This is a genomic window from uncultured Flavonifractor sp., from assembly GCF_944385615.1.
In the GTDB taxonomy this organism is placed as follows: Bacteria; Bacillota; Clostridia; order Oscillospirales; family Oscillospiraceae; genus Flavonifractor.
The window spans coordinates 195,576-219,805 of sequence record NZ_CALWXV010000001.1; the positions used below are offsets into that span (position 1 = coordinate 195,576).

The 24,230-nt window shown below is 58.6% G+C and carries 28 protein-coding genes and 1 tRNA gene; 27 read left to right on the top strand and 2 right to left on the bottom strand.

The genetic code is table 11. The features are described from left to right. Positions 1-198 (bottom strand): hypothetical protein, encoded by a 198-nt coding sequence (locus Q0J75_RS00965; protein WP_297195908.1) that lies wholly within the window; start codon positions 196-198, stop codon positions 1-3. A gap of 133 nt (positions 199-331) precedes the next feature. Between Q0J75_RS00965 and Q0J75_RS00970 the strand changes: the two genes are divergently transcribed. Next, the gene (locus Q0J75_RS00970; RefSeq protein ID WP_297195909.1) at positions 332-556 is read left to right on the top strand and encodes a helix-turn-helix transcriptional regulator; all 225 of its coding nucleotides are present in this window, start codon (positions 332-334) and stop codon (positions 554-556) included. 23 nt (positions 557-579) lie between these two features. Next, positions 580-798 carry a helix-turn-helix domain-containing protein gene (locus tag Q0J75_RS00975; RefSeq protein ID WP_297195910.1) on the top strand — a complete coding sequence of 73 codons (219 nt, stop codon included), beginning with the start codon at positions 580-582 and terminating at the stop codon, positions 796-798. A 12-nt stretch (positions 799-810) separates the two neighbouring features. On the opposite strand, the gene Q0J75_RS00980 is transcribed toward Q0J75_RS00975, so the two are convergent. Continuing rightward, positions 811-1,794, bottom strand: coding sequence for an RluA family pseudouridine synthase (locus tag Q0J75_RS00980; RefSeq protein WP_297195911.1), 984 nt, complete (start codon positions 1,792-1,794; stop codon positions 811-813). Positions 1,795-1,979: 185 nt separating this feature from the next. Here Q0J75_RS00980 and Q0J75_RS00985 point away from each other — a divergent pair, with 185 nt between their 5' ends. From Q0J75_RS00985 to Q0J75_RS01105, 25 genes are all read left to right on the top strand, one after another. Then, positions 1,980-2,480, top strand: a complete 501-nt coding sequence (locus Q0J75_RS00985) for a YceD family protein (protein WP_297195912.1) — start codon at positions 1,980-1,982, stop codon at positions 2,478-2,480. Between the two features lie 41 nt (positions 2,481-2,521). Further along, a complete protein-coding gene (rpmF, locus tag Q0J75_RS00990) occupies positions 2,522-2,722 on the top strand; it encodes a 50S ribosomal protein L32 (RefSeq protein WP_297195913.1) in 201 nt (66 codons plus the stop codon). Positions 2,723-3,057: 335 nt separating this feature from the next. Beyond that, positions 3,058-4,428, top strand: a complete 1,371-nt coding sequence (locus Q0J75_RS00995; protein WP_297195914.1) for a DUF512 domain-containing protein — start codon at positions 3,058-3,060, stop codon at positions 4,426-4,428. A 20-nt stretch (positions 4,429-4,448) separates the two neighbouring features. Further along, on the top strand, positions 4,449-5,777 hold the full coding sequence (gene der / locus Q0J75_RS01000; RefSeq protein WP_297195915.1) for a ribosome biogenesis GTPase Der: 1,329 nt from the start codon (positions 4,449-4,451) through the stop codon (positions 5,775-5,777). Between the two features lie 4 nt (positions 5,778-5,781). Further along, a complete protein-coding gene (locus Q0J75_RS01005; RefSeq protein WP_297195916.1) occupies positions 5,782-6,462 on the top strand; it encodes a glycerol-3-phosphate acyltransferase in 681 nt (226 codons plus the stop codon). Continuing rightward, positions 6,459-7,460: an NAD(P)H-dependent glycerol-3-phosphate dehydrogenase gene (locus Q0J75_RS01010; protein WP_297195917.1), complete on the top strand. Its 1,002-nt coding sequence runs from the start codon at positions 6,459-6,461 to the stop codon at positions 7,458-7,460. Before Q0J75_RS01005 ends, Q0J75_RS01010 begins: the two co-directional genes overlap by 4 nt. Before the next feature lie 102 nt (positions 7,461-7,562). Next, positions 7,563-7,639 (top strand) — tRNA-Pro (locus Q0J75_RS01015). A gap of 468 nt (positions 7,640-8,107) precedes the next feature. Next, on the top strand, positions 8,108-9,310 hold the full coding sequence (locus Q0J75_RS01020; protein WP_297195918.1) for a PocR ligand-binding domain-containing protein: 1,203 nt from the start codon (positions 8,108-8,110) through the stop codon (positions 9,308-9,310). Between the two features lie 42 nt (positions 9,311-9,352). Next, positions 9,353-10,468 carry a helix-turn-helix domain-containing protein gene (locus Q0J75_RS01025; protein ID WP_297195919.1) on the top strand — a complete coding sequence of 372 codons (1,116 nt, stop codon included), beginning with the start codon at positions 9,353-9,355 and terminating at the stop codon, positions 10,466-10,468. Continuing rightward, a complete protein-coding gene (locus Q0J75_RS01030) occupies positions 10,465-11,607 on the top strand; it encodes a 1-propanol dehydrogenase PduQ (protein ID WP_297195920.1) in 1,143 nt (380 codons plus the stop codon). Before Q0J75_RS01025 ends, Q0J75_RS01030 begins: the two co-directional genes overlap by 4 nt. A gap of 296 nt (positions 11,608-11,903) precedes the next feature. Further along, positions 11,904-12,182 carry an ethanolamine utilization microcompartment protein EutM gene (eutM, locus tag Q0J75_RS01035; protein WP_297195921.1) on the top strand — a complete coding sequence of 93 codons (279 nt, stop codon included), beginning with the start codon at positions 11,904-11,906 and terminating at the stop codon, positions 12,180-12,182. Between the two features lie 56 nt (positions 12,183-12,238). Continuing rightward, positions 12,239-13,060 (top strand): propanediol utilization microcompartment protein PduB, encoded by an 822-nt coding sequence (gene pduB / locus Q0J75_RS01040; protein ID WP_297195922.1) that lies wholly within the window; start codon positions 12,239-12,241, stop codon positions 13,058-13,060. A gap of 21 nt (positions 13,061-13,081) precedes the next feature. After that, positions 13,082-14,743, top strand: coding sequence for a propanediol/glycerol family dehydratase large subunit (locus tag Q0J75_RS01045; RefSeq protein ID WP_297195923.1), 1,662 nt, complete (start codon positions 13,082-13,084; stop codon positions 14,741-14,743). A 15-nt stretch (positions 14,744-14,758) separates the two neighbouring features. Then, positions 14,759-15,421, top strand: a complete 663-nt coding sequence (locus tag Q0J75_RS01050) for a propanediol/glycerol family dehydratase medium subunit (protein WP_297195924.1) — start codon at positions 14,759-14,761, stop codon at positions 15,419-15,421. Positions 15,422-15,436: 15 nt separating this feature from the next. Beyond that, on the top strand, positions 15,437-15,949 hold the full coding sequence (locus Q0J75_RS01055; protein ID WP_297195925.1) for a diol dehydratase small subunit: 513 nt from the start codon (positions 15,437-15,439) through the stop codon (positions 15,947-15,949). A 28-nt stretch (positions 15,950-15,977) separates the two neighbouring features. After that, entirely contained in the window at positions 15,978-17,798 is a 1,821-nt protein-coding gene (locus Q0J75_RS01060; RefSeq protein ID WP_297195926.1) for a diol dehydratase reactivase subunit alpha, read from the top strand. A gap of 1 nt (position 17,799) precedes the next feature. After that, on the top strand, positions 17,800-18,162 hold the full coding sequence (locus tag Q0J75_RS01065) for a glycerol dehydratase reactivase beta/small subunit family protein (protein WP_297195927.1): 363 nt from the start codon (positions 17,800-17,802) through the stop codon (positions 18,160-18,162). A gap of 4 nt (positions 18,163-18,166) precedes the next feature. After that, positions 18,167-18,868, top strand: a complete 702-nt coding sequence (locus Q0J75_RS01070) for a BMC domain-containing protein (protein ID WP_297195928.1) — start codon at positions 18,167-18,169, stop codon at positions 18,866-18,868. Between the two features lie 30 nt (positions 18,869-18,898). Then, positions 18,899-19,174 carry a propanediol utilization microcompartment protein PduA gene (gene pduA / locus Q0J75_RS01075; protein ID WP_297195929.1) on the top strand — a complete coding sequence of 92 codons (276 nt, stop codon included), beginning with the start codon at positions 18,899-18,901 and terminating at the stop codon, positions 19,172-19,174. Positions 19,175-19,195: 21 nt separating this feature from the next. Then, positions 19,196-19,855, top strand: a complete 660-nt coding sequence (locus Q0J75_RS01080) for a phosphate propanoyltransferase (RefSeq protein ID WP_297195930.1) — start codon at positions 19,196-19,198, stop codon at positions 19,853-19,855. Between the two features lie 18 nt (positions 19,856-19,873). Beyond that, positions 19,874-20,701, top strand: a complete 828-nt coding sequence (gene eutJ / locus Q0J75_RS01085; RefSeq protein WP_297195931.1) for an ethanolamine utilization protein EutJ — start codon at positions 19,874-19,876, stop codon at positions 20,699-20,701. 17 nt (positions 20,702-20,718) lie between these two features. Next, the gene (locus Q0J75_RS01090) at positions 20,719-21,537 is read left to right on the top strand and encodes a flavoprotein (RefSeq protein WP_297195932.1); all 819 of its coding nucleotides are present in this window, start codon (positions 20,719-20,721) and stop codon (positions 21,535-21,537) included. A 4-nt stretch (positions 21,538-21,541) separates the two neighbouring features. Further along, positions 21,542-21,808 (top strand): EutN/CcmL family microcompartment protein, encoded by a 267-nt coding sequence (locus tag Q0J75_RS01095; protein WP_297195933.1) that lies wholly within the window; start codon positions 21,542-21,544, stop codon positions 21,806-21,808. Beyond that, entirely contained in the window at positions 21,808-22,794 is a 987-nt protein-coding gene (locus Q0J75_RS01100) for a cob(I)yrinic acid a,c-diamide adenosyltransferase (RefSeq protein WP_297195934.1), read from the top strand. The genes Q0J75_RS01095 and Q0J75_RS01100 overlap by 1 nt, the downstream gene beginning before the upstream one ends. A gap of 13 nt (positions 22,795-22,807) precedes the next feature. Then, a complete protein-coding gene (locus Q0J75_RS01105) occupies positions 22,808-24,217 on the top strand; it encodes an aldehyde dehydrogenase family protein (RefSeq protein WP_297195935.1) in 1,410 nt (469 codons plus the stop codon). Positions 24,218-24,230 lie beyond the last annotated feature (13 nt).

A 24,230-nucleotide genomic window follows, 5' to 3' on the forward strand; every position in this document is an offset into this window, starting at 1 on the left:
TCATTTCTGAGGGACCGGAGGAGGGCAGGGGGGCAGCAGTTCATAGATCCGTTCCGACTGCGGAGGAGCCCCGCCGGCGGCCTGCCAGCCGGCGGAAAAGGCGATGCGCACCATGGCGAACAGGGCGTTTTCCGCCTCGTCATATTCGTGCCGGTCCAGGAACTGGGAGAAAGCCGCTTCAAAATCGTTGGTGTGCATATCCATCACCTCAATGAATATAATAACACAATGAATGACAAAATACAACATAATATGGTGTATAAAGAGCATAATAAGTTGCCTACAAAAAGAAATGCTCTCGCTACACTTTTAAACAAAAGGAGCGAGAGGTATGGATGCAAAACACTATAAAACCTTTGTCCGTATCGGGTTAAATATTATGTATTATCGGAAAGAACGGGGATGGACCCAGATGGACTTGGCGGAAGCGGTGGATTTGAGCCGGAATCATATGCAGCGTATTGAAGCGGCTACAGCGGTTCCCAGTCTGTCCACACTGCTGGACATTGCAGACGCTTTGGACGTGCCGGTAGAAAAACTATTCAAAGAACGGTAGTTTTATAAGAGGGGAAGTGAGATGTGAAGCATTATAAAACCATGGTCCAGGTCGGGCTGAATATCATGTACTACCGCAAACAGCAGGGATTGACCCAGGAACAGTTGGCCGAACTGGTGGGAATCACCCAACAGCATTTTCAACGGATTGAGACGGCCCATTCTGTTCCCAGCCTGTCTACGCTGCTGGACATTGCCGACGCTCTGGACGTGCCGGTGCAGAAGCTGTTCGACGTGCGGTGAGCGGGCGGATGCCTACATCCGCCCGCCGTTGCCCTGGGAGTTCCCGAAATACTCCTCCACAAAGTCCACATTTTCCACCGTGAACACCTTACCTCTTAAATACTCCAAAATCCCCGCGTCGGTGGGGAAGGTAAACTCCAGCTTGTAGGAGTAGAGGGCCTGGAAGGAGCGGCCATACTGCTTGTTGTCCTTCTCCCGGCCGTACTTGCCGTCTCCCAACAAAGGATGACCCGCGGCGGCAAACTGGGCCCGGATCTGATGGGTGCGGCCGGTGAGCAGCTCGCACTCCACCAGGGACAGCCCCCGGTTGACCTTTAACGTTTTATATAAGGTAGCGGCGCTCTTGCCGCCGGGGACCGGCCTGTGAAAGACCTTTACCTGGGCCTTGTCCTCATCTTTGAGCAGAAAACCCTCCAGCTTGCCCTGGGGGGGCGTCATTTTGCCGTGGATGATGGCCAGATAAAATTTGGCGATCTCCCGGTCCTTGATTTTCTGGTTCAGGATACGCAGCGTCTCGGCGTTCTTGGCGGCCATAACGATGCCGCCGGTGTTTCGGTCGATGCGGTTGCACAGGGCGGGGGTAAAGGAGTGCTCGTCCCGGGGATTCCACTCTTTCTTTTGATAGAGATAGGCCTGGATATGGGTGATAAGGGTGTTGACCTTCTCATGCTCGTCGGCGTGGCAGAGAAGGCCGGGGCGCTTGTTGAGCAGCATCAGGTTTTCATCCTCATACACAATGTCCAGCTTGGGCTTGAACACCGCCAGAAAGGCGTTGTCCTCCCGGGGCTGGTCAAAGAACTCGTCGTTGATGTATAATTGCAACAAATCCCCCACCTGGAGCCGCACGTCCCGCTGGGAACCCTTGCCGTTGACCTTCACCCGCTTCAGGCGGATGTATTTCTGGGCCAGCGGAGCGGGGAGCAGGGGAAGGGTCTTGCCCAGCCACCGGTCCAGCCGCTGCCCGGCGTCATTTTTTCCAATGGTAAATTCCCGCATAATGACCTCCAACGCGCCAAAGCGCGATTTTTTCAGCAGATAGTATTATACTGAACGGGCTGCTTCTGTGCAAGGGGGCGGGGCATTTGGCCCGGAAAAAGTGGCAGAAAAAAGTTGAAAAAAAGATTTGACAACCGGAAGTATTTTCGCTATAATATTCCGCGTACCATTATGAGGAGGGTGTCATGCGCTTAAATCTGAAGGAGATACTTCATGTACCGGGCGCGTCTCTGCCCTTTGAGTCCCAACTGGACCTGACCGAGTTGGATTTTTACGGGGAGCGGCCCTTTGCCCATCCCGTCGCCATCCACGGAACGGTACGCAATATGGCGGACGCTCTGCTGCTGGAGGGAAGCGCGGACACCACTCTGGAATTGGTGTGTGACCGCTGTCTGAAGCCCTTCCAGGAGGAGCTGCATCTGCCTGTCAGTACGCTGCTGGCAGAGACCCTGGAGGACGAGGAGAACGACGAGATCGTGCTCCTGGAGGACGGCTGTGTGGATCTGGACGAGCTGTTCACCACTGCTTTGGTGCTGTCCATGGACTCCAAGCACATCTGTTCAGAGGACTGTAAAGGTCTGTGCGCCACCTGCGGCGCCAATCTGAACGAAGGCCCCTGCGGATGCAGGAAAGAGATTGATCCACGTTTGGCTGCACTTGCGCAGCTGTTGGATAAAGATGAGTAAGTATTGCCCGGCCAGGGCATGAACCTAAGGAGGTGTCATAGATGGCAGTCCCTAAGAGTAAAGTGTCCAAGCAGCGCCGGAATAAGCGCCGCAGCTCCGTTTGGAAGCTGGAGACTCCCGGCGTCACCACCTGCCCCAAGTGCGGTGCGTTCCGTCTGCCCCACCGGATGTGCAAGAACTGCTTGACCTACAAGGGCCATGAGTTCGGCAAGGTGGAGGCTACTACCGCCGAGGCGAAGTAAATAGCCGAAAAAGAACGAGGGGATAGAAGCCCCTCTTTCTTTTTGCCCGGAATTCGGGTACAATAAGTAAGAAGCGCGGAGGCGCGCGGAACAGCCGGGTAAGACCGGAGCGGAGTAAAAGAGCCGACGGGCCTTCGGCCCGGGGGGTATTTTGCGCAGTCGCAGGGCTTATCCGGCGTTGTGCAGCCGCCGCAGCGTGACAGTAAGAAGCGCGGAGGCGTGCGGAACAGCCGGGTAAGACCGGAGCGGAGCAAAAGAGCCGACGGGCCTTCGGCCCGGGGGATATTTTGCGCTGTACCTGCCCCATGATTTTTTCCCTGAAAAGGAGCGTGCCCATGAGCCTGACCAAAATCGCATCGGTGGACCCCCACAGTCCGGCCCGGAAGGCGGGCGTCAGGCCGGGGGAGAAGCTCACCCACATCAACGGCCACCCTATTGTGGATGTGCTGGACTATAAATTTTACGCCTATGATCCCCGGCTGGAGCTGACCCTGGAGGAGCCGGACGGCGGGAGCCGTACCCTCCGAGTGCGCAAGGAGGAGGGGGAGGATTTGGGCCTCAACTTTGAGACCTACCTGATGGACAGGGCCCGCTCCTGCGCCAATCAGTGTATCTTCTGCTTTGTGGACCAGATGCCGCCGGGGATGCGGGCCACCCTTTATTTCAAGGACGATGACGCCCGGCTGTCTTTTTTGATGGGGAATTATATTACGTTGACCAATCTGTCCCAGCGGGAAATACAGCGGGTAATGGATCTGCGCATCAGTCCCATCAATATTTCTGTTCATGCCACCGACCCGGCCTTGCGGGAGCGTATGCTGAAAAACCGCCGGGCAGGGGAGTGCCTGTCCATTATGGAGCGATTTGCCCAGGCGGGGATCACCATGAACTGCCAGATTGTCTCCTGTCCCGGCGTCAACGACGGACCCGCTTTGGACCGAACTTTGGAGGAGCTGAGCGCCCTCTATCCGTCAGTGAACAGCATTGCTGTGGTGCCGGTTGGGGTGACCAAATTCCGGGAGGGGCTGTGCCCTATTCAGCCCTACAGCCCGGAGGGGGCCGCCGCCGTGCTGGATCAGGTGGAGCAATTTGCCGCCAACTTTCAGAAGAAGCACGGGACCAATCTGGCCTGGTGTTCTGATGAATTTTACCTGATGGCGGGCCGGACGCTACCGGAGAAGGGCTATTATGAGGACATGGCCCAGCTGGAAAATGGGGTGGGTATGCTGCGGCTGCTCACCAGCCAGGCCGCCATGGCCCTGGGGGACGGAGCGCCGGAGGAGGCACCCACCCCCTTTACCATTGCCACCGGCGTTTCCGCCGCTCCATTTTTGCGGGAAATTGTTGACATGGCCCGGGAAAAATGTGGTAATATAGAGGCAACGGTCTGCCCTATCCAGAACCGCTTCTTTGGAGAGACCATCACAGTCTCCGGCCTGATTACCGGCGGGGATCTGATAGACCAGCTGAAGGGAAAAAAGCTGGGAGAGCGGCTGCTCATTCCTGACAATATGCTCCGGGCGGGAGAGCGGGTCTTTTTGGATGACGTGACCGTAGAGCAGGTGGAGCAGACCTTGGGTGTGCCGGTGACCATTGTGCCGGCAGACAGTGGATTTGATCTGGCCGACGCTATTTTAGGCCTGCCGGTGGAGCGGGCTGAGTACAGCCTGCCGCCGGAGGATGAATACTATCACTATAACCCCTGAAACAAGACGGGAGGGAACCAATGAAACCCTTGATTGCCATCGTGGGTCGCCCCAATGTGGGCAAATCCATGCTCTTTAATAAACTGGTGGGCCAGCGGCTGTCCATCGTGGAGGACACCCCCGGCGTCACCCGGGACCGGCTGTATGCCGAGGCCGAGTGGCTCAACCGGAAATTTGATCTGGTGGACACTGGCGGTATCGAGCCGGGCACCGACAGCGAAATTCTGGCCTTCATGCGCCAGCAGGCGGAGATCGCCATCCAGAACGCCACGGTGATTATCTTCCTGTGCGACGTGAAAACCGGCCTTACCGCCTCTGACCAGGAGGTGGCCAATATGCTGCTGCGCTCCGGCAAGCCGGTGGTGCTGGCAGTGAACAAGATGGACCAGGTAGGGTCCACCACCAATCCGGATATCTACGAATTCTACAACCTAGGCCTGGGGGACCCCATCGCGGTGTCCGCCGTTCACGGCCACGGTACCGGTGATCTGCTGGACGAGTGCTTCAAATACTTCCCCCCAGAGGACGAGGAGGAAGAGGAGAACGACGTCATCAAGGTGGCCATCATCGGCAAGCCCAACGTGGGCAAGTCCTCTCTGGTGAATAAGATTTTAGGGGAGAAGCGGGTCATTGTCAGCGATATGGCGGGCACCACCCGGGATGCGGTGGACAGCTATTTTGAGAACCAGAAGGGCAAGTATCTGCTGATCGACACCGCCGGGATGCGGAAAAAGTCCAAGGTGGACGACCCCATCGAAAAGTTTTCCGTCCTCCGGGCCACCATGGCCATCGAGCGGGCCGATGTGTGCCTTATCATGATCGACGCCAACGAGGGGGTCACCGAGCAGGATACCAAGGTGGCCGGTCTGGCCCATGAGGCGGGCAAGGCCTGTATCATCGTGGTCAACAAGTGGGACTCCATCGAGAAGGATGACAAGACCATGGACCGGATGCGGCAGGATGTGCGCCGGGATCTGAGCTATATGACCTATGCGCCCATTGTCTTTATCTCCGCCCTCACCGGACAGCGGGTAGACCGGATCTTTGACCTTATCAACTATGTCAATGACCAGGCCTCCCTGCGCATCACCACCGGTATGCTCAATTCGGTGCTGGCCGACGCCACCGCCCGGGTCCAGCCCCCCACTGATAAGGGCCGGCGGCTGAAGATCTATTATATGACCCAAATCGGCATCAAGCCGCCCCATTTTGTCTGCTTCTGCAACGATGCCAAGCTTTTTCACTTCTCTTATCAGCGCTATCTGGAAAATCAGATCCGTTCAACGTTTGGCCTGGAGGGTACGCCGGTGCGGCTGACCATCCGCCAAAAGAGCGATAAGGAGGGGTAATGCCATGCCGGCAGGTTCCAACGAAATGATTGTTTTGGTGGTGGCGGCGGTAGCGGTCATCTCCTATTTCTTTGGCTGCTTCAATGGGGCGGTCATCGTCTCCAAGTATATCCTGCGCAATGATGTACGCAAGCATGGCAGCGGCAACGCGGGCCTGACCAACTTCTACCGGACCTTTGGCGGACCGCTGACCTTTGTTGTAATCCTTACAGATGTGCTCAAGGCGGTAATCGCTATTCTGCTGGGCCAGTGGCTCTTTGGTCTGGTCACGGCGCCCCAGGATTGGCAGGCCATCTGGCCGGTGCTGGGCAAGTACTGTGCGGGCACTTTCTGCCTGCTGGGCCACATGTTCCCCTGTATGTTCGGCTTCAAGGGAGGCAAGGGGATTTTGTCCGGCGGCACCATCGCCATTATGATGGACTGGCGCATTGCCCTGGTGGTGTGGGGCGGCTTTCTGATTCTGGCTGTCATCACCAAGTGGGTGTCCTTGGGTTCCATCTGGGCGGGGGCCTCCTTCCCCTTTGCCAGCTGGTTCGTTTATCAGAATGTGCTGATCCTCATCATTGCCATCTTTATTGGCGGCTTGGTGGTATGGAAACATCGTGGGAACCTGGTGCGTATCCTGAAGGGCACCGAATCCAAATTCAGCCTGCACCATAAACTGAACGGGGGTACGTCAAAGTGAAAATCGCGGTATTGGGCAGCGGCGGCTGGGGTACGGCTCTAGCCCTGGTGCTGCTGGAAAATGGACATGATGTGACCCTGTGGTCTTATGCGGAGCAGGAGTCCGCCCTGCTGAAGGAAAGCGGCGAAAATCCCCTGCTGAAGGGCGTCCCGCTGCCCCAGGAGTTGAAGCTGACCGCCGATCTGGCCTGCGTCAAAGGGTGCGGTGCGGTAGTGCTTGCTACCCCTTCCTTTGCTGTGCGTACTACTGCCCGGGCAGCTGCCGGGCTGCTGGAGCCGGGAGCGGTGCTGGTGTCGGTGTCCAAAGGCATTGAGAAGGACACATCTCTGACGCTGACCGAAGCCATTGAGCAGGAGGTGGGAGAGAGCCATCCCATTGTGGCACTTTCTGGTCCCTCCCACGCCGAGGAGGTAGGCCGCCGGGTGCCTACCGTGGTGGTGTCCGCTTCCAAGGACCGCTCCGCCGCAGAGCAGGTCCAGGATCTGTTTATGAATGAGCGTTTCCGGGTGTATGCCACCGATGATGTGGTGGGTGTGGAGCTGGGGGCAGCTCTGAAGAATGTCATCGCCCTGTGCGCCGGTATCAGCGACGGTATGGGCTACGGAGATAATACCAAGGCGGCGCTGATGACCCGGGGCCTGACTGAGATCGCCCGGCTGGGTGTGGCTATGGGCGGCCGCCGGGAGACCTTTGCAGGCCTGTCCGGTGTAGGGGACCTGATCGTCACTTGTACCTCCATGCATTCCCGCAACCGCCGCTGCGGCATCCTGATCGGCAAGGGTACCCCGGCCGAGCAGGCGGTGAAAGAGATTGGCGCTGTGGTAGAGGGATACTATGCCGCCGCTACCGCCCGTACGCTGGCCCAGAAGGTGGGGGTGGAGATGCCCATCACTGAGGCGGCCTATCAGGTGCTCTACCACGGAAAGGATCCCCGGCGAGTGATCGTGGACCTGATGACCCGGGAGCGGAAGCACGAATTGGAGGACAGTTGGGTGTAAAAAACGATTTTCAAAAAAATCTAAAAAAATCGAAAAAAACACTTGCATTCCTCTGAGGTGTGTGGTAATATAATTAAGCCGTCTGAAACACCGCGGCGACTTCCGGGTGTGGCGAAGTTTGGTATCGCGCTTGAATGGGGTTCAAGAGGCCGCTGGTTCGAATCCAGTCACTCGGACCAAAAAACCCGCAATCCATTGAGAACCAATGGGTTGCGGGTTTTTTATCATTTTCTCCAACGGCAAGAGCGACAACGAGTGAAGAAGGGCGGCGGGTACTCAACCTGCCGCCCTCCGTTCTTTTGAGGCCTGGAGCGGGGGCGGGACAGGACGGGGCGCTCCCCATATCCCCTTTGAAAGAGAAGGGCTTACAATGGATTTGTGAGCGATGTGAAAAGTGGAAGTAATACGCCAAAAAAGGCCCTTGAAAACAGTGCGGCGGAATGATATTTTACCAGCATAAAATTACCTTGCAATACAGCACTATTTTGCTATAATAAGAAGTAAAATTGCTGGATTGTCAGTTTAAAATGCAAGGTGTTTTTTTGGGAGTACCATTGCACTGTGGAACCTGGAGAAATACCCGACTTGAAAAATATTGTGCGGTGCGGTGGAGAGTTTATATGAGTGAAATAAAGAAAATTTCCGAAATGATTGATATTAATTTACTCCAGTCCATTCAGGATAACTGCTCCAGAGCAATGGGGATCGGGGCTGTGACGGTGGATTACCGGGGGAATCCCATCACTCGCTACAGCGGATTTACCGAGCATTGCATGAAGGTACGGGAGGTCCAGGGATTTTCGGAGATGTGCGCCCAGTGCGATGCCCACGGCGGCCTGCATGCGGCCATTACAGGACAGCCGTATATCTATCGCTGCCACGCCGATCTGGTGGATTTTGCCGTGCCGCTGATCGTGAACGGAACCTATATGGGAGCCGTCCTGGGCGGCCAGGTCAGGGTATGCGAGGAAGAAGCGGAACAGCTGGAATATATTCTCCCCCAGCAGAGCAACTGGCAAAAGCACGATCAGATCAAAGAGCTGTATGAAAAGATGGATACCGTTTCTTATGAAAAAATAGAAGCCACCGTTCATGTCCTGCGTGACATTATTGTGACCATGACCGAAAACGAGACCGGCAGGCGGATGCGGAGCACGCTGGAGGAAACGGAAAAAATGTTGTCGGAGGAGCGGGTTGCCCGCTCTGAGCTGGAGCAGATGCTGCGGGAGCGAGAGGATCATACGATTTTCCGCGGTTTGGAATCCAGCTATTTTTTCTATGTGATGAATATCATCTCCCGCCTGGCCTATGAGGAGCAGGCGGAAAAGACGGAACAGGTGGCATACGATTTTGCGGATGTGATCCGATATGCCTTGGGGAAAGAGAAAAAGATATCCACCTTGGGAGAGGAACTGAATTACCTTGAGGCGCTTTTGCGGATCCAAAAGGCCTGGGTGGGGGACAGACTGGAGTTTTCCTTCTCCATCCCCACCAGCTACTGGACCATTTTGTGCCCCTTTATGCTGTTGCAGCCCATCGCTGAAAATATTTTGGACAGCTTTGGAGAGGAGTGCAAAGCGCCCTTCAAGCTGGAGATTTACGGTGAGGAAGAAGGGGACAGCTTCCAGCTTCAGATCCGCTGCGATGGAGCGGTCAAGCCGCTGGATGAGTGGCTCCATTTATTAAACACCCCGGAGAGCGGCAGCCGGCACTCTCTCTACACGATCAACAGCAATATTCAGCGTGTGTTTGGAACGGGATATGGCGTCAGCGTACATAGGCGTGAGGATAGAAAGACAGGAATTCTGATCCGGATTCGACTGCCACTGGAGAAACGAGGACAGTTCTGAGGTAGTGGGACTCCCTGCTGTGTGCGGTAGGAGGAAGACCAGATGAAGCAGATTTTGGTATTAAGCGATAATGCGCTGGAGCGGCAGATTACGGGTAAAATTTTGTCTTCCGGTCTGGAGAAGGTTCATGTTCTTTATGCGATGGAAACGGAACAGGCCTTGCATACGCTGCAAACGGAACAGCTTGACCTTTTTGTAGCGGATATCCCGCAGTTTAACCTGGCCCGGTGCAATATGATTGCCGCGGCGCGGCAGCTGGCGCCTGAAACACCCATCCTGGTGTTGTCTTCCGGCGAACAGGAGCATGTTTCCCTCAATATCTGGAGGCTTGGCATCCGCGACTATCTGCTGAAACCCTGCCGGCCAGCTTGGATCGTCGCCGCGGCCAAGGCGCTGATGGGAGAAAACCGCAGACAGCCCGCTGCGCGGGAACCGGAGGCTGGACGGCAGGCCCGCTATCTGAACGATCTGGTGGAACATCTGCGCAGCTTCCAGTATAAAAAATGTATTCAGACCACAAGAGAATACCTTGATTTGCTCTACCGGGATGAGGATAATGTAAAGGCAGTGCGGGATGAAGTCGTGAACTTCGCCGCTGGAATCGCCGATCTGGGCGCGCCCTTCGGACAGGCTGTGCAGTGGAAGCTGTCCAGCTGTCTGGAGCAATTCCGCCTTCGGTTTGACCGCCAGGGGCGGAAGTACGAGAGCTATCTCACACTGGAAAAAATGTTGAATATTATGTTTGACGCCATGGAGGAGAGCAACTTCTACGAGGTGGAGAGCGGACAGCGGATCCTCAATTACATCGACCGCAATCTGCGCCGGGGGCTCAGCCTGGATGAGGCGGCGGAATATGCCAGCATGAGCTCCTGCTACTTCAGCAAGTTCTTTAAAAAGATGACCGGGCAGAATTATATTGCCTATGTGACCGACGGCAAGATCGAGCTGGCAAAGCAGATGCTGCTGGACACGAATATGCCGGTCATCAACATTTCCTATGAGCTCTCCTATGGCGAGACAAATTATTTCAGCAAGGCATTCAAGCGGAAGGTGGGCATTACGCCAACAGAATTCCGCGAACGCAACAGAAGAACCGGAGACGAAAGCAGCCGAATGGTACGCGAACAGGACGGCTGCCAGGAGGGGCAGGGAAAATGAAGGAATTCAGTTTCAGCACCAGGATTTTTTTTGGAGAAGGCGCACTGGAGCGGCTGCGTAAACTGGAAGATAAGCATGTCATGATTGTGACCGACCGGTTTATGGCCAGCATGGGCGTGCCGGATAAGGTGGCCAGCTACTTGACCCGCTGTCAGGTGGCGGTTTTTGACGGTGTTGTGCCGGACCCGCCCATTGAGGTGGTGGCAGCTGGTGTGCAGGCCCTTCAGGCCTGCGGAGCGGAGGCAATGATCGCTGTAGGCGGTGGCTCTACCATTGACGCTGCGAAGGCCATCCGGGCGGTAGCCAAGCAGACCCTTCAAATTGATACCGACCGGTGGGAGTGCTTCGCCATTCCTACCACCAGCGGGACGGGTTCTGAGGTGACGGAATACGCGGTAATTACCGACCGGGCCAAAGGGATAAAGTATCCTCTGGACAGCAAGGCCCTCCGTCCCCCGGTGGCCATTCTGGATCCTCAGCTGACGGTTTCTGCGCCTGCTTCCGTAACCGCTGATGCCGGTATGGATGTGCTGACCCACGCGATGGAAGCTTATGTCTCCAAAGGAGCCAATGATTTTTCTGACGCTTTGTGCGAAAAGGCCATTTCTCTGGTGTTCCGCTTTTTGCCCCTGGCCTATCAGGACGGCACCAACCTGCTGGCGCGGGAAAAGCTGCATAATGCGTCCTGTATGGCCGGACTGGCCTTTAACTCCGCCGGGCTGGGCCTGACTCATGGTATGGCCCATGCGGTGGGTGGAAAGCTGCATATTGCCCATGGCAGGATCAACGCCATGCTGCTGCCCCACATCATTTCCTTCAACGCCAATCTGACGGGCGTGCGCAACGGGGAGTACACCCTGGCGGCAAAAAAGTACCAGCGCATTGCCAAAACGCTGGATCTGCCCGCGCCCAGTGTCCGCCTTGGTGTGTCCAACCTGCTGCGGGAAGTAGAGCATCTGAACCGGGAGCTCAAGATCCCGTCCACACTGAAAGCATGGGGTGCCACGCCGGAACAGGTGAAGGAAGTGGAGCAAGAGATTATTTCCGCTGCTCTGGCGGATGTGACCACCAGCAGCAATCCGAGACCGGCTACAGCAGAGTGTGTGGAGGCCATTCTCCATCGCTTGTCCGGTTTTTGAACCAACAGAACAAAAAAAGACACCTGGCATCTCATGAAAATGCCAGGTGTCTTTTTTTGCCCTTGTGCATCATGAAAACAAAAAAGGACAGCCGGGCATAACCCCGAAGCATCGGACATTCAGGGGAGCGGGGGTCATGAACAGGAGAAAACGCGGAACGATCCCTTTGGAATAAAGCGACAAAAAAGCACTCAGGTCTGCCAAGAAAATAATGCTGATTGTCAGGTATAATGCATTCAGATAGCGCGCGTTTACCACATTAGGTACGCCGTGGGCCACAAAAGGAGGTTGTATGTATGCAGCAGGAAGCGCTCGGAATGGTTGAGACCAGAGGCCTGGTAGGCGCCATTGAGGCTGCCGATGCCATGGTCAAATCCGCCAACGTCAGTCTGGTGGGCTATGAGAAGATCGGTTCCGGCCTGGTCACTGTGATGGTGCGGGGCGACGTTGGCGCCGTTAAGGCGTCTACCGACGCCGGCGCCGCCGCAGCCCAGAAGGTGGGCGAAGTGGTTTCCATCCACGTCATCCCCAGACCCCACACCGACGTGGAGAAGATCCTTCCTCACATGGAGTAAGTTCCCGCGCATCTTCCCAGAGAATAAAACTTTAAGAAAGTTCGGAGGGTAAACACATGAAAGACGAGCTGATCAGCAAGGTCATGGACGAAGTCATGAAGAAAATGGGCGTGACTGAGACCACTCCCGCCCCCGCTCCCGCTCCTGCGGCCGACGAAGCGTGCTGCGCCGCGCCCGCCTGCAACCTGACCGAGTTTGTGGGCACCGCTCTGGGCCACACCATCGGCCTGGTCATCGCTAACCTGGATCATCAGGTGCATGAGCAGCTGAAGATCGATCCTAAGTATCGTGCCATCGGCATCATCAGCGACCGCGTGGGCGCCGGCCCCCAGATCTTCGCCGCTGACGAGGCCGTTAAGGCTACCAACAGTGAGTGCCTGCTGGTGGAGTGCCCCCGTGATACCGAGGGCGGCGCCGGCCACGGCTCCCTCATCATCTTTGGCGCTGAGGATGTTTCCGACGCCCGCCGGGCCGTTGAGGTCTGCCTGCGTGAGATCCCCCGCACCATGGGCGACGTGTACGGCAACAGCGCCGGCCACCTGGAGTTCCAGTACAGTGCCCGCGCCTCTTATGTGCTGAATAAGGTCTGGGGCGCTCCTCTGGGCAAGGCCTTCGGCATCACCGTCGGTGCTCCTGCCGGTATCGGCGTGGTCCTGGCGGATACCGCTTCCAAGGCCGCCACTGTGGACGCTGTCACCATTGCCACTCCCGGCAACGGCGGCACCAGCTTCTCCAACGAGGTCAACTTCTTCTTCTCCGGCGATTCCGGCGCTGTGAAGCAGGCTGTGATCGCCGCCCGCGACGTGGGCCTGCAGCTGCTCAAGACCCTGGCGCCCGACGAGGAGCTTAAGAGCACCACCACCCCCTACATCATCTAATTACGGGAAGGAGTCAGTTACATGAAGTCAAAGCGTTTTGAAGTGCTGGCCGCCCGCCCGGTCAACCAGGACGGCTATGTTCAGGAGTGGCCCGAAGTAGGCCTGATCGCCATGAACAGCCCCTTCGATCCCAAGCCCAGCATCAAGATCGAAAATGGTGTGATTACCGAGCTGGACGGCAAGACCCGGGCCGAGTTCGATATGCTGGATACCTTTATCGCCGACCATGCCATCCGTCTGGAGAACGCCGAGAAGGCCATGGCCATGGATTCTCTGGAAATCGCCCGCATGATCGTGGATATCAACGTATCCCGTAAGGAAGTGCTGGACATCACCCTGTCCCTCACCCCCGCCAAGCTGACCGAGGTGGTTGGCAAGCTGACCATCGTGGAGATCATGATGGGCATGACCAAGATGCGTGCCCGTATGATGCCCGCCAACCAGTGCCATGTCACCAACGTGCGTGACAACCCGGTGCAGATCGCCGCTGATGCGGCCGAGGCTGCCGTCCGTGGCTTTGCCGAGATGGAGACCACCGTTGCCGTGGCCCGCTACGCTCCCTTCAATGCCATGGCTCTGTTCGTGGGCGCCCAGACCGGCCGTCCTGGCATCATGACCCAGTGCGCCCTGGAAGAGGCTACCGAGCTGATGCTGGGTATGCGCGGCTTCACCACCTATGCCGAGACCATTTCCGTTTACGGCACCGAGCCCGTCTTCATGGACGGCGACGACACCCCCTATTCCAAGGCGTTCCTGGCCAGCTGCTACGCCTCCCGCGGCCTGAAGATGCGCTTTACCTCCGGTACCGGTTCCGAGGTCCAGATGGGCTATGCTGAGGGCAAGTCCATGCTGTACCTGGAGGCCCGCTGCCTGGCCGTCACCAAGGGCGCCGGCGTGCAGGGCACCCAGAACGGCTCCGTCTCCTGCATCGGCGTACCCGCCGGCGTGCCTGGCGGTATCCGTGCCGTGGCCGCTGAGAACCTGATCGCCATGCTGCTGGATCTGGAGTCCACCACTTCCAACGACCAGACCTTCACCCACTCCGACCTGCGCCGGGTGGCCCGTACGGTGCCTCAGCTCTTCTCCGGCACCGACTACATCTGCTCCGGCTACTCCGCTACCCCCAACTACGACAACATGTTCGCCGGCTCCAACTGGGACGCCGAGGACTACGACGACTGGACCATCATCCAGCGCGATATGAAGATCGACGGCGGCCTGCAGCCCGTCCGCGAAGAGGACGTGCTCAAGGCCCGCAACAAGGCCGCCCGCGCTCTGCAGGGCATGTTCCGTGAGCTGGGTCTGCCCGAGATCACCGACGCTGAGGTTGAGGCCGCCACTTACGCCAACGGCTCCAACGATATGCCGCAGCGTAACGTCAACGAGGACCTGAAGGCCATTGAGGACATGATGGCCCGCAAGGTGACCGGCGTTGACTTCGTGAAGGCGCTGGACCGCGCCGGTTTCCCCGATGTGGCCCACAATGTCTACAACATGCTCCGCCAGAAGGTGGCCGGCGACTACCTGCACACCGCCTCCATCTTCGACAAGGACTTCCACGTCCTCTCCGCCGTCAACGTGCCCAACGAGTATCACGGGCCCATGACCGGCTATCAGATCAGTGAGGAGCGCTGGAATGAGCTGAAGAACATTCCCAACGCCATCCGTCCGGAAGACATCTAAGAGGGGTGAAGCAACATGACGTTTGATGAAAACACTCTGCGCAGTGTGATTGAAGAAGTTCTCAAAGAGATGGGCGCCGGTCAGAGCACTCCCGCCGCGGCCCCCGCTGCGTCCACCATTCCCGCCGCCGGCAAGCTGACCGTGACGGAGGATGGCGAGGCCCGCAAGGGGTCCGCCGCCGACGAAGTGGTCATCGGCCTGGCTCCCGCCTTTGGTACCAAGCAGACCAAGACCATCGTGGACCTGCCTCATGACAAGGTGCTCCGCGAGATCATCGCCGGCATCGAGGAGGAAGGCCTGAAGTGGCGGGTCATCAAGGTGTACCGCACTTCCGACGTTTCCTTCATTGCCCATGACGCCGCCGAGTATTCCGGCTCCGGCATCGGCATCGGCATCCAGTCCAAGGGCACCACGGTCATCCATCAGAAGGACCTGCCTCCCCTGTCCAACCTGGAGCTGTTCTCTCAGGCGCCCCTGATCGACCTGGATACCTATCGTAAGATCGGCAAGAACGCCGCCAAGTACGCTAAGGGCGAGGCCCCCACTCCCGTTCCCACCAAGAACGATCAGATGGCCCGTCCCACCTATCAGGCTCTGTCCGCTCTGCTCCACATCAAGGAGACCGAGCTGGTGGACAACAACAAGAAGCCGCAGGCCGTTTCGGTCTCGTTCCAGTAAGGAGGCAGCAAGTTTATGGATCAGGAACTTTTGATGAAGCAGATCGTGGAGCAGGTCATGGCTGCCATGAAGACCGGCACCTCCGCTCCCGCCGCCCCCGCCGCTTGCTGCGGCGATAAGGTGACCGCCGCCAACTATCCTCTGGCTGAGAGCATGGCCGATAAGATCAAGACTCCTACCGGCAAGGATTTTACCTCTCTGAGCTATGAGAAGGTAATCAATGGCGAGCTGACCGCCGATGATATGCGTATCGCCCCCGAGACCCTGGAGATGCAGGCTCAGGTGGCTGAGTCCGTTCACCGCGAGGCCTTTGCCGGCAACCTGCGCCGTGCCGCTGAGCTGATCGCCGTGCCCGACGAGCGCCTGCTGGAAATCTACAACGCTCTGCGTCCCTACCGCTCCACCAAGGAGGAGCTGCTGGAGATCGCCAATGAGCTGGACGGCAAGTACGGCGCCAAGACCGCCGCTACTCTGGTGCGTGAGGCCGCTGAAGTCTATGAGAAGCGCGGCAGACTGAAGAAATTCTAATCTACTTACCAGAGTCAGGAGGCGCCCCATGAAACTTGTCGCAGGCATCGACATTGGAAACGCGACCACGGAAACGGCGCTGGCCCGTCTGGAGAATGGCCGCGCTGTGTTCCTGGCCAGCGGTACGGTGCCCACCACGGGCATCAAGGGCACCCGCCAGAACATCAATGGTATTTTCCACTCCCTGAACAACGCTTTGGAGAAGGCCGGCTATACCATTCAGGATTTGTCGGAGGTGCGGCTCAACGAGGCCGCCCCCGTCATCGGCGATGTGGCAATGGAGACCATTACCGAGACCATCATCACCGAGTCCACCATGATCGGCCACAATCCCGCTACACCTGGCGGTATGGGCGTGGGTGTGGGAGAGACCATCCTGGTCACCGACCTGGAGCAGGCCCCTGGGGGAAAGGACTATATTGCGGTCGTTCCCAAGTCCGTGGATTTTGAGGAGGCGGCCCGACTGATCAACCGGGGCAGCACCGGCAGCCGCCAGGTCACCGCTGCCATCGTGCAGCGGGATGACGGCGTGCTGATCCACAACCGGCTGGATCGAAAGATCCCCATCGTGGATGAGGTGGCCCTGGTGGATAAGGTGCCTCTGGGGATGCGTTCCGCGGTGGAAGTTGCCACGGCTGGCGGCGTGGTGGAGGTGCTCTCCAATCCCTATGGCATCGCAACCCTGTTCGGCTTGTCCTCGGATGAGACCCGGCAGGTGGTGCCCATTGCCCGGGCCCTGATCGGCAACCGCTCCGCGGTGGTCATCAAGACGCCCGCCGGAGACGTGAAGGAGCGGAAGATCCCCGCCGGTTCCATGGAGCTGATGGGGACCAACCGCAGCGTCAAGGTGGATGTGGACGCGGGCGCGGAGCGCATCATGAAGGCGGTGGAGTCCATCCCCGCCCTGGAAGATGTGCGGGGCGAGCCCGGCACCAACGCCGGCGGTATGCTGGAAAAGGTGCGCCAGGTCATGGCCAATCTGACCAACCAGCATCCCAGAGACATCAAGATTCAGGACCTGCTGGCGGTGGATACCTTTACACCGCAGAAGGTGCAGGGCGGCCTGGCCAATGAGTTTTCCCAGGAGAACGCGGTGGGCATCGCCGCCATGGTAAAGGCCGACCGGCTTCAGATGGAAGCCATCGCCAAAGAATTTTCCCAACAGATCAACGTGCCGGTACGGGTTGGCGGCGTGGAGGCCGACATGGCCATCCGGGGAGCCCTGACCACGCCGGGCACCAACAAGCCGCTGGCCATTTTGGATATGGGAGCCGGTTCCACCGACGCATCCATCATCAATCCCGAGGGAGATATCCACTCCATCCACTTGGCGGGCGCCGGTAACATGGTCACGCTGCTGATCCAATCCGAAATGGGTCTGTCCGACTTTGATACTGCGGAGGACATCAAAAAATATCCCTTGGCCAAGGTGGAAAGCCTGTTCCACATCCGCCATGAAAATGGCACCGTGGAATTTTTCCAAAAGCCCCTGGACCCCCACCTCTTCGCAAAGGTAGTCATTCTGAAGGAGGGAAAATTTATCCCTCTGGAAGGGGATATGTCCATGGAGCGCATCAAGCTGATCCGCCAGCAGGCCAAGCAGAAGGTGTTTGTCACCAACGCCATCCGTGCCCTTACCCGGGTGAGTCCGACCGGCAATGTCCGTGAGATCCAGTTTGTGGTTCTGGTGGGCGGCTCCGCCCTGGACTTTGAGGTGCCGCAGATGGTGACGGACGCTCTGTCCCAGTACAAAGTGGTGGCTGGTCGGGGCAATATCCGGGGAACAGAAGGGCCCCGCAACGCGGTTGCCACCGGCTTGGTCCTCTCCCTGACGGAAGGGGGAGCCTGATATGCCCATGGCCCATGAGATCAAAAAGCCCTTGATCCACTTTTTCTTCGCGCCCAACGCAGACCGCAGAGTCTTGCGGGAGGTGGAATTGGGAATGGAGGAGGAGGGGATCCCCTGGAAGCTGGAGCAGCACGAATCCGGGACAGCCTTAGCGCTGGCCTGGGAAGCGGCCAAAAGCTCCAATCTGGAGGTGGGCATCGGCGCCGACAGCCAGTGGCTTATTCTCCATTATAACAAGTTGGAAGAGGATCAGCCTTTATTCCGCATCTCTGCCCAATCCGGACCGGTACAGGCCCGGGCATTGGGAGCCAACGCGGCGCGTCTGGTCAAGAAGCTGCCGTTGAAGGCTCTGGACAGGAGGTGAAGATATGCAGCAGAAAAGTTTGGGACTCATCGAAACCCAGGGTCTGGCCGCCGGTGTGGTGGCAGCGGACGCCGCGGTGAAATCGGCCAACGTGGAACTGGTAGGCTACGAGCTTACGAAGGGAGGCGGCTGGACGGTCATCAAGGTGCAGGGCGACGTAGGCGCGGTGAAAGCCGCCGTTGATGCCGCCAGAGTCGCCGCCGGCAAGGTTAACCGGGTGGTGAGTACCCATGTGATCGCCCGTCCATCCAGCAGCCTGGAGCACTTGATCCACACCGCGGATACGGTGGGCGACCAGCAGCCCCAGCCCCCAAAGGGGCCGGAGCCGCCCTCTGATCCCCCCGCTCCCCAGCAGCCTCAGCCGCCGGAGGAGCCCCAGCCCCATACGGAGCTGACCGAAGAACAACCGGAGGAGCCTCAGCCGAGTCCGGAACCGGTGGAGGAGCCGGCGGAAGAACCACAGCCCGCTCCCGAACCGGCCGACCAACTGCCGGAAGAGCCGGAGGAGCCTGAATCCCCGGAAGAGACGCTTCCGGCCGAGGAAGCTGCAACTGAGCCGGTGCCGGAGGTACCGCCGGTGGAACAGCCGGCGGTCCAGGAGGAAGCGCAGCCGGCAGCTGCACCGCCCGCGGCAGAGGCAGCCAAAGCGGCTCCCACCTCCAGGCGGGGGCGCAAAGGGAGAAATAAATCATCTCAAGAAAAGTAAAAGCATGTAGTTTTTTAGGAGGTTATCACTATGGGTGAAGCGCTCGGTATGATCGAGACCAAAGGTCTGGTAGGAGCCATTGAGGCCGCCGATGCTATGACTAAATCCGCAAACGTGACCCTGATCGGCTATGAGAAGATCGGGTCCGGCCTGGTGACCGTGATGGTCCGGGGCGACGTGGGCGCAGTCAAGGCGGCTGTGGATGCTGGCGCTTGTGCCGCCGAGAAGGTTGGCGAGATTGTGTCTCAGCACGTCATTCCCCGTCCCCACACCGATGTGGAGAAGATCCTGCCCAAGATGCTGTAACACCTGTAAACGAGGTGGGGTATGGACAAAAAAGGAATCTATTCCAGTGAATTTGTCCGCGAGGTTACCCGCCTGGTGGTGGAGGCGCTCCAGGAGCATCAGCGCCTGGAGCGCTCCACCCCAATTGGGGTGTCCAACCGGCATATCCATCTGGACCGGGCGGATATGGACGCGCTCTTTGGCCCGGGCAGCGAGCTGACCGTCAAGAAAATGCTGGGCCAGCCGGGACAGTACGCCGCAGAGGAGACCGTCACCATCCGTGGTCCCAAGGGCGAACTGAACCGGGTACGTGTGCTGGGGCCTCTGCGCAATGAGACCCAGATCGAAATCTCTGTGGCCGACGGCTTTGTGCTGGGCGTAAAGCCTCCCGTGCGTGAGTCGGGCCAGATAGAGGGAACACCGGGCATCGAGATCATCGGGCCCAAGGGAAGCGTGAAAAAAGAGCGTGGCGTCATTGCCGCGCTGCGTCACATTCATATGACGCCGGAAATTGCCGAGCGCCTTGGATACCGGGACGGGCAGTACGTGCAGACCAAGATTGAAGGCCTGCGGGGCGCGCTGCTGTGCAACGTGCTGGTCCGGGTATCTGAGAAATACGCGCTGGAAATGCACATCGATGTAGAGGAGGCCAATGCGTTGGGAGTCAAAACCGGCGACCGGGCCTTTTTTTTGGAAGACTAGAGCAACGGAGGATGGGCAATGGGGCAGGATCTGACAAAATGCAATGAGACCCTTCTGGAATTTGAGCAGCTGATTGAGACGGGACGCTGTAATCCCTGGGAGGGGACTCTGCGGACAGGGGTAGACTTGGGTACCGCCAATATCGTACTGGCGGTGGTGGATGAGCAGAACCGGCCGGTGGCCGGAGCTACCTATCCCTCTACTGTGGTGCGGGACGGTATTGTGGTGGACTATATTGGCGCCCTTAACGCGGTGACCAAGCTGAAGGATGAGCTGGAGGCCCGGTTGGGCACTACCCTGGAGGTCGGAGCCTGTGCCATTCCGCCTGGAATCATTGAAGGCAATGTGCGGGTGATCGGAAATGTGGTGGAGGGGGCGGGTTTCCGCCTGACCAACGTCATCGACGAACCCACGGCGGCGGCCACGGTGCTGGGCATTACGGACGGCGCGGTGGTGGACGTGGGCGGCGGCACCACAGGCATCAGTATTCTCAAGGACGGCAAGGTGATCTTTACCGGAGACGAGCCCACCGGCGGCACCCACATGACGCTGGTACTGGCCGGATTTCACGGCTGGAGCACCCAGGAGGCCGAGCTGGCCAAGCGGGACCCGGCCCAGGAAAGCCGGGTCTATCCGGTGGTCAAGCCGGTGGTGGAGAAGATGGCTTCCATTGTGGGGCGCTATCTGAAGGACTATCCGGTGGAAGAGATCTATGTGGTGGGCGGCGCTTGCTGCTTTACCCAGTTTGAGCAGACCTTTGAGAAGTGTCTGGGCATTCCGGTCATCAAGCCGGCGGCTCCCCTGCTGGTGACGCCCCTGGGCATTGCCGTGAACTGTACACAATAAAAAGTAGGTGAGGACCGTTGACAACTGAGCAGCTGAACAGCCTGGCGCGGGAGGCCCTCCTGGTGGAGGAACTGGCCCAGCGGGTCGTGGAAAAGCTCCTGGCGCGGATGAAGCAAGCTCTGGTGGTCTATACAGGCTCCAACATCAGCGCCAAGGAAGCGCTGGAGGCCATGGGCCGCCTGCGAGCTGATGGCTTCACCTTTCGGGTCCTGCTCTCCCAAAGCGCCGCCAACCTGCTGGATGTCAAAGAGATCCAGCGGGTGCTGGAGCCGGAAGAGCTTTGGATCCATACGCCGGGCGAAACGCCCGAGGCGCTTACCGCCCGGTATGATACCATCATTGTGCCGGCGGCTACCGTCCGCACCGCCGCCCATGTGGCGGCCTGTATGGCGGACACCCCGGCGGCTGCTGTTATTCTGGACGGCCTGATGCGGGGAAAAGATGTGATCCTGGCCACCGACGGATGCTGCCCGGATCACAGCGAGCGGGAACGGCGGGGATTCCACATGGCAGAGCCTTTGAAACAGACTCTGCGGGGTAATCTGGAGACCCTGCGTTCCTACGGAGCGCGTCTGACCTCCGCCGAGCGGCTGGATGAGGCTGTCAAGCGGAGCTTGCAGAAGCGCTTTCTGCCAGGGGCGGCGTCAGCCGCCAAGGCCGCCCGTCCTGTGGAAGAGCTGCGGCTCAGTGGCCATGTCATCAGTGGACGGCAGCTGGCCACCTGTCCCTCCAACTGTACGGTTTGGGTGGAGTCCCACGCGCTGATTACCCAGCTGGCGGCCGATGAGGCCCGCCGTCGGGGCATTACCATCCGAAAAGAGACGCAAAGCAGGTGACACTATGTATTTAGGTAGAGTGATCGGGACCGTAGTTTCCACCAGTAAGAACGAGCATCTGGTGGGCATGAAGCTCCTGGTTGTGGAAAAGCTGACCGAGCGTCTGGAGCGGGACGGCACCAGTGAGATCGCTGTGGATTCTGTAGGCGCCGGCGTCGGCGAGATCGTGATCGTCTGCAAAGGCAGCTCCGCACGCTATGTCTTTGGAAGGGGCGACGCGCCGGTGGATACCTCTATTGTAGGTATTGTTGATACAGTTGAGGTGGGCTGATGGCGAACTTATATACCAAGACCGGCGATAAGGGACAGACCAGTCTGGTAGGCGGCGCCCGGGTCAGCAAGGACAGCCCCCGGGTGGAATGCTATGGCACCATTGACGAGGCCAATTCCATGCTGGGTCTGGCCTACGCGCAGACCGACCGGGCGTATATCCGTACCACCTTGCACACCATTCAGGGCAGGCTCTTTTCATTGGGGGCCGAGTTGGCCAGCGATGAGAAGGGCCTGGAAAAGCTGAAGGGGACCATTTCCGAGGAGGATGTGGCTTTCCTGGAGGGTGTGGTGGATACCTGCACCCAGACCACAGGGAAGCAGACCCACTTTGTCATTCCTGGCGTGGACCCCTGCTCGGCGGCCCTCCATGTGGCCCGCACCATTGTGCGCCGGGCAGAGCGGCATATTGTCACCCTGTCCCAGCAGGCTCCGGTGCGGCAGGTGGTATCCCGCTATGTGAACCGACTGTCCGACGCCATTTACGCGCTGGCACGCTTGCAGGAGGATCTGGTAGAGGAAGACCGTCTGCGGGAGAAGGTCACAGCCGTGGTACGGGAGAAGCTGGCCCAGGAGCAGACCGACCAGATGCCCGCGTTTTGTCTGGAAAATTTACACCGGATGGCCCGGCGGGCCGAGGAGAAGGCAAAACAACTGGGTGTGCCCGTGGTATTCGCGGCTGTGGATCAGGGCGGCAATCTGGTGCTCCTCCAGCGGATGGAAGGCGCCCTCTTGGCCAGCATTGAGATCGCCGCAGGAAAGGCCTATACCGCCAGCGCATTGAAAATGGCGACCCATGAGCTTGGCCAGGCGGCCGGGCAGAATGGGCCGCTGTACGGCATTGAAACCGCCATTCCCGGTAAAATTGTTTTGTTCGGCGGCGGCTTCCCCTATCTGGTGAATGGGGAAGTGGTAGGCGGTATCGGCGTATCCGGCGGTACCGTGGAGCAGGACATGGAGATCGCCCGTTGGGCAATGTCCCTGTAAGGAGGAAAAAGCAATGAACATTGACGAAACTGTAGTGGAGTCCATCGTAAAAAAGGTGCTCTCCCAGTTGGATAGTCAACAGCCCCAGGACTGCTGCCCCGGCGGCGAGTGGGGCGTGTTTAAGACCATGGATGAGGCCGTAAGCGCCGCTGTGACCGCTCAGCAGGAGTATCTGAACCGCTCCATGCATGACCGGGCCAAGTATGTGCAGGCCATCCGGGACGTGGTGCTGGACCAGGAGAATCTGGAGTACATCTCCCGTAAAGCGGTGGAAGAGACCGGGATGGGCGGCTATGAGTATAAGCTCATCAAGAACCGCCTGGCGGCGGTCAAGACCCCCGGTATTGAGGATTTGACCACGGACGCCATGACCGGCGACGACGGCCTGACGCTGGTGGAATACTCCCCCTTTGGCGTGATCGGCGCCATCACCCCCACCACCAACCCCACGGAAACCATTATCTGTAACTCCATCGGTATGCTGGCTGCCGGCAACGCCGTGGTGTTCAGCCCCCATCCCCGGGCCAAGGAGGTTTCCCTCCATCTGGTCCGGCTCATCAACAAGGCATTGGCCGTGGCCGGCGCCCCCGACAATTTGGTGGTAACCGTGTCCGAGCCCTCCATTGCCAACACCAACGCCATGATGAACCACCCCAAGATCCGTATGCTGGTAGCCACCGGCGGCCCCGGCATCGTCAAAACCGTGCTGTCCAGCGGCAAGAAGGCCATTGGCGCCGGTGCGGGCAATCCCCCCGTGGTGGTGGATGAGACGGCTGATGTGGAGAAGGCGGCCAAGGACATCGTGGACGGCTGCTCCTTTGACAACAATCTGCCCTGTATCGCAGAGAAGGAAGTCATCGCGGTGGATTCCGTGGCTGATTACCTGATCTTCAACATGAAGAAGCACGGCGCTTATGAGGTGAAGGACCCGGCTATCATCAACAAGCTGGTGAGCCTGGTGACCAAGGAGGGGAAGAGCCCCGTCACCGATTTCGTAGGCAAGAGCGCCAAGTACATTCTGGAGCAGGTAGGCATCAGCGTGGGAGACGATGTCAAGGTCATCCTGATGGAGGCCACCGAGGACCACCCCTTCGTGCAGGTGGAGCTGATGATGCCCATTCTGCCGGTGGTGCGTGTGCCTGATGTGGACCAGGCCATTGAGATGGCGGTACGGGTGGAGCACGGCAACCGCCATACTGCGATGATGCACTCCCGCAATGTGGAGAAGCTGACCAAGATGGCCAAGCTGATCCAGACTACCATTTTTGTGAAGAACGGCCCCTCCTACGCCGGTATCGGTGTGGGCGGCGAGGGCTACACCACCTTTACCATCGCCGGTCCTACCGGAGAGGGCCTGACGTCTGCCAAGTCCTTTGCCCGGCGGCGCCGCTGCGTTCTGGTCGGCGGCATGGACGTGCGTTAAAACGGAGGTTTGG